Annotated in this window: 1 protein-coding gene; it reads right to left on the bottom strand. The window is 50.5% G+C overall.

The features are described from left to right. A partial coding sequence (locus tag R7Q11_RS26390) for a flagellar M-ring protein FliF C-terminal domain-containing protein (RefSeq protein ID WP_318094464.1) occupies positions 1–701 on the bottom strand: 701 nt, incomplete at both ends.

The raw sequence follows: 701 nt of genomic DNA, 5'->3' as shown, positions 1-701 counted from the left end.
ACCAAGGCAGAGCTGTTGGCGCATCGATATCAATCGGTGTGAAGTTGAAGCTCATCAAGCTCAAGCTGTCACCTCGCGCGGCTGAAATGCCAACGGCATCGGTGATCATGGTAGAGATTTGCGCTTTGTCTGCATCGCTCCAAGCCACGCCGTCTGGCGATGCTTTTGAGTTCAATAGAACCGATACGCTCAATTTCTCAATCTGACCTTGTTGGTACTGAGTACGGCGCACGCTGCTGCCAACCGCATATTGACGATTCACTTCAGAGCGCGCATTGGTGTTTTGGCTGTCGTTTGTCGCCGCCTCACCAGTCACTGGAGGCTGGTTGCTGAGAGAACCTGGTACACCAAGCGCGATTTGGTCAATCGAATTGTTTTGAATGGTGTGTTCGTTACGAACCACTGGCGCGTTATCAAGGATTTCTCGCGTTTCTTCCACTTGGCTGAAATCCATATCGGCTGCAACCTGAACGCGGAAATTACTAGGGCCAACAATCGGCGTTAGCATGTCTGCCGCACGTTGGATGATTTGCTTCTCAACGTTCTTTTGGTATTCCAGATACTTCGCGTTTACTTTGCCCGCTTCTGCTGACGCAACATCAGCACTCAACAGTCGGCCATATTGATCGATGACAGAAACAAACTCAGGCTTCATCGCCGTCACACTGCCTACGATCAAGTTGATGATCGCTTCAACCTGT

The sequence above is a fragment of the Vibrio sp. 970 genome, from assembly GCF_033339075.1.
This window is presented reverse-complemented; position numbering and strand designations above follow the sequence as displayed.